This is a genomic window from Companilactobacillus muriivasis, assembly GCF_036246245.1.
Classification (GTDB): domain Bacteria; phylum Bacillota; class Bacilli; order Lactobacillales; family Lactobacillaceae; genus Companilactobacillus; species Companilactobacillus muriivasis.
Window position 1 is genome coordinate 326,562 of the sequence record NZ_BTTQ01000003.1, and the last position, 6,315, is coordinate 332,876.

General features: G+C 38.8%; 4 protein-coding genes. All 4 read left to right on the forward strand.

Features of this window, described 5'->3' with window-relative positions; genetic code table 11:
* The first annotated feature begins 110 nt into the window (after positions 1–110).
* Genes yaaA through gyrA form a run of 4 tightly spaced genes read left to right on the forward strand, consistent with a single transcriptional unit; the run spans position 111 to position 5,981 of the window.
* Complete coding sequence (yaaA, locus tag AAA923_RS05795; RefSeq protein WP_338215391.1) at positions 111–320, forward strand: S4 domain-containing protein YaaA; 210 nt, start codon at positions 111–113, stop codon at positions 318–320.
* A 3-nt stretch (positions 321–323) separates the two neighbouring features.
* Positions 324–1,445 carry a DNA replication/repair protein RecF gene (recF, locus tag AAA923_RS05800; protein WP_338215393.1) on the forward strand — a complete coding sequence of 374 codons (1,122 nt, stop codon included), beginning with the start codon at positions 324–326 and terminating at the stop codon, positions 1,443–1,445.
* Positions 1,445–3,394: a DNA topoisomerase (ATP-hydrolyzing) subunit B gene (gene gyrB / locus AAA923_RS05805; protein ID WP_338215395.1), complete on the forward strand. Its 1,950-nt coding sequence runs from the start codon at positions 1,445–1,447 to the stop codon at positions 3,392–3,394. The genes recF and gyrB overlap by 1 nt, the downstream gene beginning before the upstream one ends.
* A gap of 16 nt (positions 3,395–3,410) precedes the next feature.
* Positions 3,411–5,981 (forward strand): DNA gyrase subunit A, encoded by a 2,571-nt coding sequence (gene gyrA, locus AAA923_RS05810; RefSeq protein ID WP_338215398.1) that lies wholly within the window; start codon positions 3,411–3,413, stop codon positions 5,979–5,981.
* The last annotated feature ends 334 nt before the right edge of the window (positions 5,982–6,315 follow it).

Here is a 6,315-nt window from a genome sequence, read left to right on the forward strand (position 1 = left end):
AAAATTGCTCAAATCGCCTGATATTTGGTTCTAAGTTGTTTTTTATTGTGAAAACAACTATAATATTAGTATGTCATTAATGGATAAATCTAATAAATAGGGTGTTAACAATGTCTGAAAAAATTAAGTTAGAAACTGAATTTATAACCTTAGGTCAAATGTTAAAAGAAGCTGGAATCATCGAAACTGGTGGTAAGGCTAAATGGTTCTTACGTGAAAATTCAGTCCTTCTTAACGGCAGTCCTGAAGATCGTCGTGGTAAAAAGTTACATTCTGGGGACGTTGTAGTTGTCGGTGATCAAACTTTTGAAATTGAATAGTAGATGTTTGTAAAAGAACTCAAACTTCAAAATTACCGTAACTACGAATCCTTAAACGTCAATTTTTCACCCGCTATCAATGTATTTTTGGGAGAAAATGCTCAAGGCAAGACCAATTTATTAGAGGCTATGTATTTTTTAGCTTTAACGAGAAGCCATCGAACATCAAATGACAAGGATTTAATTAGGTGGGGCAGTGATTTTGCAAGAATCTCCGGTACGGTGATCAAAGATAATTCCAGTCGTCTGAAATTGGATTTGGTCGTTAGTAAGTCTGGGAAAAAAGCCAAATTGAATAATTTAGAACAACGTAAATTATCCAGTTACATTGGTAATTTGAATGTTGTTCTTTTTTCTCCAGAGGATTTGTCGATTGTCAAAGGCAATCCTGGGATTCGTCGCAAGTTCATTGATATGGAATTTGGCCAAATGTCGGCACAGTATTTGAAGACAATGAGTCAATTTCGGTCAGTTTTAAAACAGCGCAATGCATATTTAAAAAAACTTCAGCATCACCAAGCGAACGATATGGTTTATTTAGATGTCTTATCAGATCAGTTTGCGGCGTATTGTGCGGAAGTTGTTTTTTCACGTTTACAGTTTTTACAAAAGTTGCAGGTTCATATTGAAAAGATTCATGCAAATATTACCGAAGACAATGAAAAACTAGAAATTGTTTACAACACATTTTTCAAAACTGATGGAAAAAACCTTGAAAATATTTATGATGTTTTCAAAGATAATTTCAAGAAAAGCTACCAAAAAGAGATTCAACGTGGTGTGACGCTTTCGGGTCCACATCGCGACGATATTAAATTCATGGTCAATGGGAAGAATGTTCAAGATTTTGGATCGCAAGGTCAACAGCGGTCAGTCGCATTGAGTTTGAAGCTGGCGGAAGTCGAATTGATCAAAGATCAGGTGGGGGATTATCCGATTCTTTTATTGGATGATGTTTTATCGGAACTTGATCACAAACGACAAACCCATTTACTATCCGCAATTAAAGGTGGTATCCAAACTTTTATTACTACGACTTCGATCGATGACGTCGATCCGGAATTGGTTAAGAATCCGAATATTTTAAATATTAAAAATGGCAAAGTTCAACAGGAGGAGATTTAATGGCTGAAGACAGAAAAGCTGAGCTGGAAAAGAAAGAAGAAAAAGTCGAAGAATATGACGCGAGTCAAATTCAAGTTCTTGAAGGACTAGAGGCTGTTCGTAAGCGTCCTGGTATGTATATCGGTTCTACTAGTAAACAAGGTTTACACCATCTTGTTTGGGAAATTATTGATAATGGTATTGATGAAGCTTTAGCTGGTTTCGCTACAAAGATCGAAGTTACTGTTGAGCCTGATAACTCCATTACTGTTACCGATGATGGACGTGGTATTCCAGTTGATATTCAAAAGAAGACTGGTAAACCTGCTCTTGAAACGGTTTATACAATTTTGCATGCCGGTGGTAAATTCGGCGGTGGCGGTTATAAAGTATCTGGTGGTTTGCACGGTGTTGGTGCTTCCGTTGTTAATGCGTTGAGTAGTCAATTGCAGGTTGAAGTTGTTCGTGCTGGTAAACGTTATGGCATCGACTTCGAACGAGGCAAGGTTAAGGATGCAATGCATATCATCGGCGATGCTGGTGAATTTAAACATGGAACTAAAGTCCATTTCGTGCCGGACCCAGATATTTTTACCGAAACAACAGTTTACGATGACAAAGTTTTGACAACTAGAATTCGTGAACTGGCTTTCTTAAATAAAGGCTTGAAGTTAACTTTCACTGATAAGAGAGCTGACACAGCTGAAAAATTAGTTTTCCACTATGAAGGTGGAATTAAGAGTTACGTTGAATTCATGGATAAAGACAAGGAAGTCCTTTTCGACGATCCTATTTATCTTGAAGGTGTTCAAGACGGCATTACTGTTGAAGTTGCCCTTCAATATACTGATGAATATCATACTAACTTGATGACTTTCGCTAATAACATTCACACCTATGAAGGTGGTACTCACGAAGTTGGTTTCAAGACTGCTTTGACACGTGTTATTAACGATTACGCACACAAAAACAAATTATTAAAAGATACTGAAAAATTATCTGGTGAAGATGTTCGTGAAGGGATGACTGCGGTCGTTTCTATCAAGCACCCGGACCCACAATTTGAAGGTCAGACAAAGACTAAACTTGGTAATAGTGATGCTAGAACTATCACTGATCGTTTATTCAGTGAACACTTCATGAAGTTCTTGATGGAAAATCCTAACGTTGCTAAGAAGATTATTGAAAAAGGTTCTTTGGCTACCAAAGCTCGTCTAGCTGCTAAGCGTGCCCGTGAAGTAACTAGAAAACAAAATGGTTTGGAAATCAGTAATTTACCTGGTAAGTTGGCTGACAACTCAAGTAAAGACCCTGCAATTTCTGAATTATTTATCGTCGAGGGTGATTCTGCCGGTGGTTCTGCTAAGACTGGTCGTTCACGTTTGACACAAGCTATTTTGCCTATTAGAGGTAAGATTTTGAACGTTGAAAAGGCTTCAATGGACAAGATTTTAGCTAATGAGGAAATCAGAACTTTGTTCACAGCGATGGGAACTGGTTTTGGTGAGGACTTTGATATTTCTAAGGCTAGATATCACAAGGTTATTATCATGACCGATGCCGATGTCGATGGTGCCCATATCAGAACGTTACTTTTGACGTTACTTTACAGATATATGCGTCCAATCGTTGATGCAGGATATGTTTACATCGCTAAGCCACCTTTGTATCAAGTTCGACAAGGTAAGATGATGCAATACTTTGATACTGATAAAGAAAAAGATGAATTTGTTGAACAATTAGCACCAAAGCCAGAACCAAAGATTCAACGTTACAAGGGTCTTGGTGAAATGGATGCTGATCAATTATGGGAAACAACTATGGATCCTGAAAAGAGAAGATTGGATCGAGTTAACCTCGATGATGCGATTGAAGCTAATGAAATTTTCTCAATGTTGATGGGTGATAAAGTTGAACCTAGACGTGAATTCATTGAAGCAAATGCACGTTATGCAGAAGTAGATTATTAGGGAGGATGGCAATTTAATGGCAGAGCATAGAATAGAAAATGTTAATTTGACAGAAGTCATGAAGAATTCCTTTGTTGACTACGCTGCTAGTGTTATCGTGTCACGTGCGTTACCTGATGTTCGTGATGGCCTCAAACCCGTTCATCGTCGTATCCTTTACGGTATGAATGAGTTAGGTGTTACACCTGACAAACCATACAAGAAGAGTGCCCGTTTCGTTGGGGATATCATGGGTAAGTATCACCCCCATGGTGATTCAGCTATTTATGAATCAATGGTTAGAATGGCTCAGGACTTCAGTTACCGTTATCCATTAGTTGATGGACACGGAAACTTTGGATCAATCGATGGTGATCCACCTGCTGCTATGCGTTATACAGAAGCTCGTATGAGTAAGATGGCGGTTGAAATGTTGCGTGATATCAACAAAGATACCGTTGATCTTGTTCCTAACTATGATGGTGAAGAAAAAGAACCAATGGTTTTACCAGCTCGTTTCCCTAACTTATTGGTTAATGGTGCAACTGGTATCGCTGTTGGTATGACAACTAATATCCCAGCTCATAACTTGAAAGAAGTTATTGATGCATTACATATTTTGATGAGAAATAAGGATGCAACCGTAGCTGATTTGATGAAAGCTATTCCCGGACCTGACTTCCCAACTGGTGGTATCATCATGGGCCGTTCAGGTATCAGAAAAGCTTACGAAACTGGTAAGGGTACAATCATCCTCCGTGCCAAAATTGATGTTGTAACGAAGAAGAGTGGCGCTGAACAAATCATCGTAACTGAACTTCCTTACATGGTTAATAAGGCCAAGTTGGTTGAACGTATTGCTGAACTAGCTCGTGAGAAAAAACTTGAAGGTATCACTGACTTAAACGATGAATCTGATCGTGAAGGTATGCGTATCGTTATCGATATTCGTCGTGATGTTAGTGCTTCAGTTGTTTTGAATAACCTTTACAAATTGACACAATTACAAATTTCATATGGTATCAACATGGTTGCTATCGTAGGTAAGACTCCAAAGGTCTTCACACTTAAAGGTGTCTTAGTTGAATACTTGAAGCATCAAGAAGTTGTTATCAGAAGAAGAACTGAGTTTGAACTAAAACGTGCCAAAGCTAGAGCACATATCCTTGAAGGATTGAGAATTGCTTTGGATCACATTGATGAAATTATCAGTGTTATCCGTGGTTCACAAACTTCAGCGATTGCTAAGCAAACTTTGATGGACAGATTCAAGCTTTCAGACAAACAATCACAAGCTATCCTAGATATGCGTTTGGTTCGTTTGACTGGTTTGGAACGTGAAAAAGTTGAAGCTGAGTATCAAGAACTCTTAGTTAAGATTGCTGATTTCGAAGATATTTTGGCTAAACCAGAACGTGTTGACAAGATTATTTATAACGAATTGCTTGATATTCAAGAAAAATTCGGCGATCCAAGAAGAACTGAAATTCGTGCTAGTGAAGTTGCTAACATCGAAGATGAGGATTTGATTGAAGAAGAAAATATCTTAGTCGTTTTGACACATAATGGTTACATCAAACGTTTGTCTGCGGATGAATTCCGTGTTCAGAATCGTGGTGGCCGTGGTGTTCAAGGAATGGGGATTCATGACGATGACTTTATCGAACAGATGATTTATACATCAACACATGACCGTCTCTTGTTCTTTACAAACGCTGGTAAAGTTTATCGAATCAAAGGGTATGAAGTTCCTGAATATGGCCGTACAGCCAAAGGAATTCCAATTATCAACCTCTTGAATATCGAGAAGGGCGAAAAGATTGAAACAGTCATCAATGTCGATAAAGATGTTGATCCAGATAACTCATTCTTGTTCTTCGTTACTAAATACGGAACCGTTAAACGGACTCCAGTTAGTGACTTTGCCAATATCAGACACTCTGGATTACGTGCTATTACCTTGCGTGACGAAGATGAATTGAACAATGCCTTCTTAACTGATGGCAGTAAAGTTATTATCATCGGAACTCACAAAGGATATGCCGTAACCTTTAAAGAAAGCGATGTTCGTCCAATGGGAAGAACAGCTGCCGGTGTTCGTGGTATTAAGTTGCGTGAAGAAGACTACGTTGTTGGCTCATCAATTGCCGAAGCTAGCCAAGAAATCTTGACCATCTCAGAAAATGGTTATGGTAAGAGAACTGCCGTAACTGAATACCCAATCAAGGGTCGTGGTGGTAAAGGTATCAAGACTGCTAACGTAACTGAGAAAAATGGACCAATTGCTGGTTTGACAGTTGTTGACGGTGATGAAGACATCATGTTGATCACTGATAAAGGTGTTATGATTCGTTTCGGCGTTTCAAGTGTCTCACAAACAGGACGTGCAACACTTGGTGTCAGATTGATCAAAGTTGATGATGATTCAATCGTTTCAACCATGGCAAAAATTGCTGAGGACGAAACAGAAGTCGACGAAGATGCTGACAGCAGCGACAACGCTGATGATTCAACAAATGATTCATCAGAAGAAAATTCAACTGATTCTGCCGATTCTGATACTCCTGATAGTTCAGATGATTCAGATTCAAATTCGGACAATGAATAATAATAAATAGAAAAAAACTAATCGTTTCTGCGTACTTTAGATATGTAGCCCAATTAAGGGATGCGTGTCAGGCAGAAACGATTTTTTTGTTGCCGCCTCCGGGTTTGAGAGAATTCTATCTGCTGTGCCGACCGGTGTGAGCCAAGGTCTCACACCTCGCTTTTGAGCCGAAAAGCTCGTCTCAAAAGACGCCGGTGGTGTAATTGCGGTTCTTTGTCAAATCGTATTGATGAATGATTTTGAGCCTAAAGCACCTCTTAATTGAGGTGCTTTTTCTATGCACAAATCAGTCTTATTCTTTTAAGCAAGTGGTCAAGATTTCTGAACCCATAGC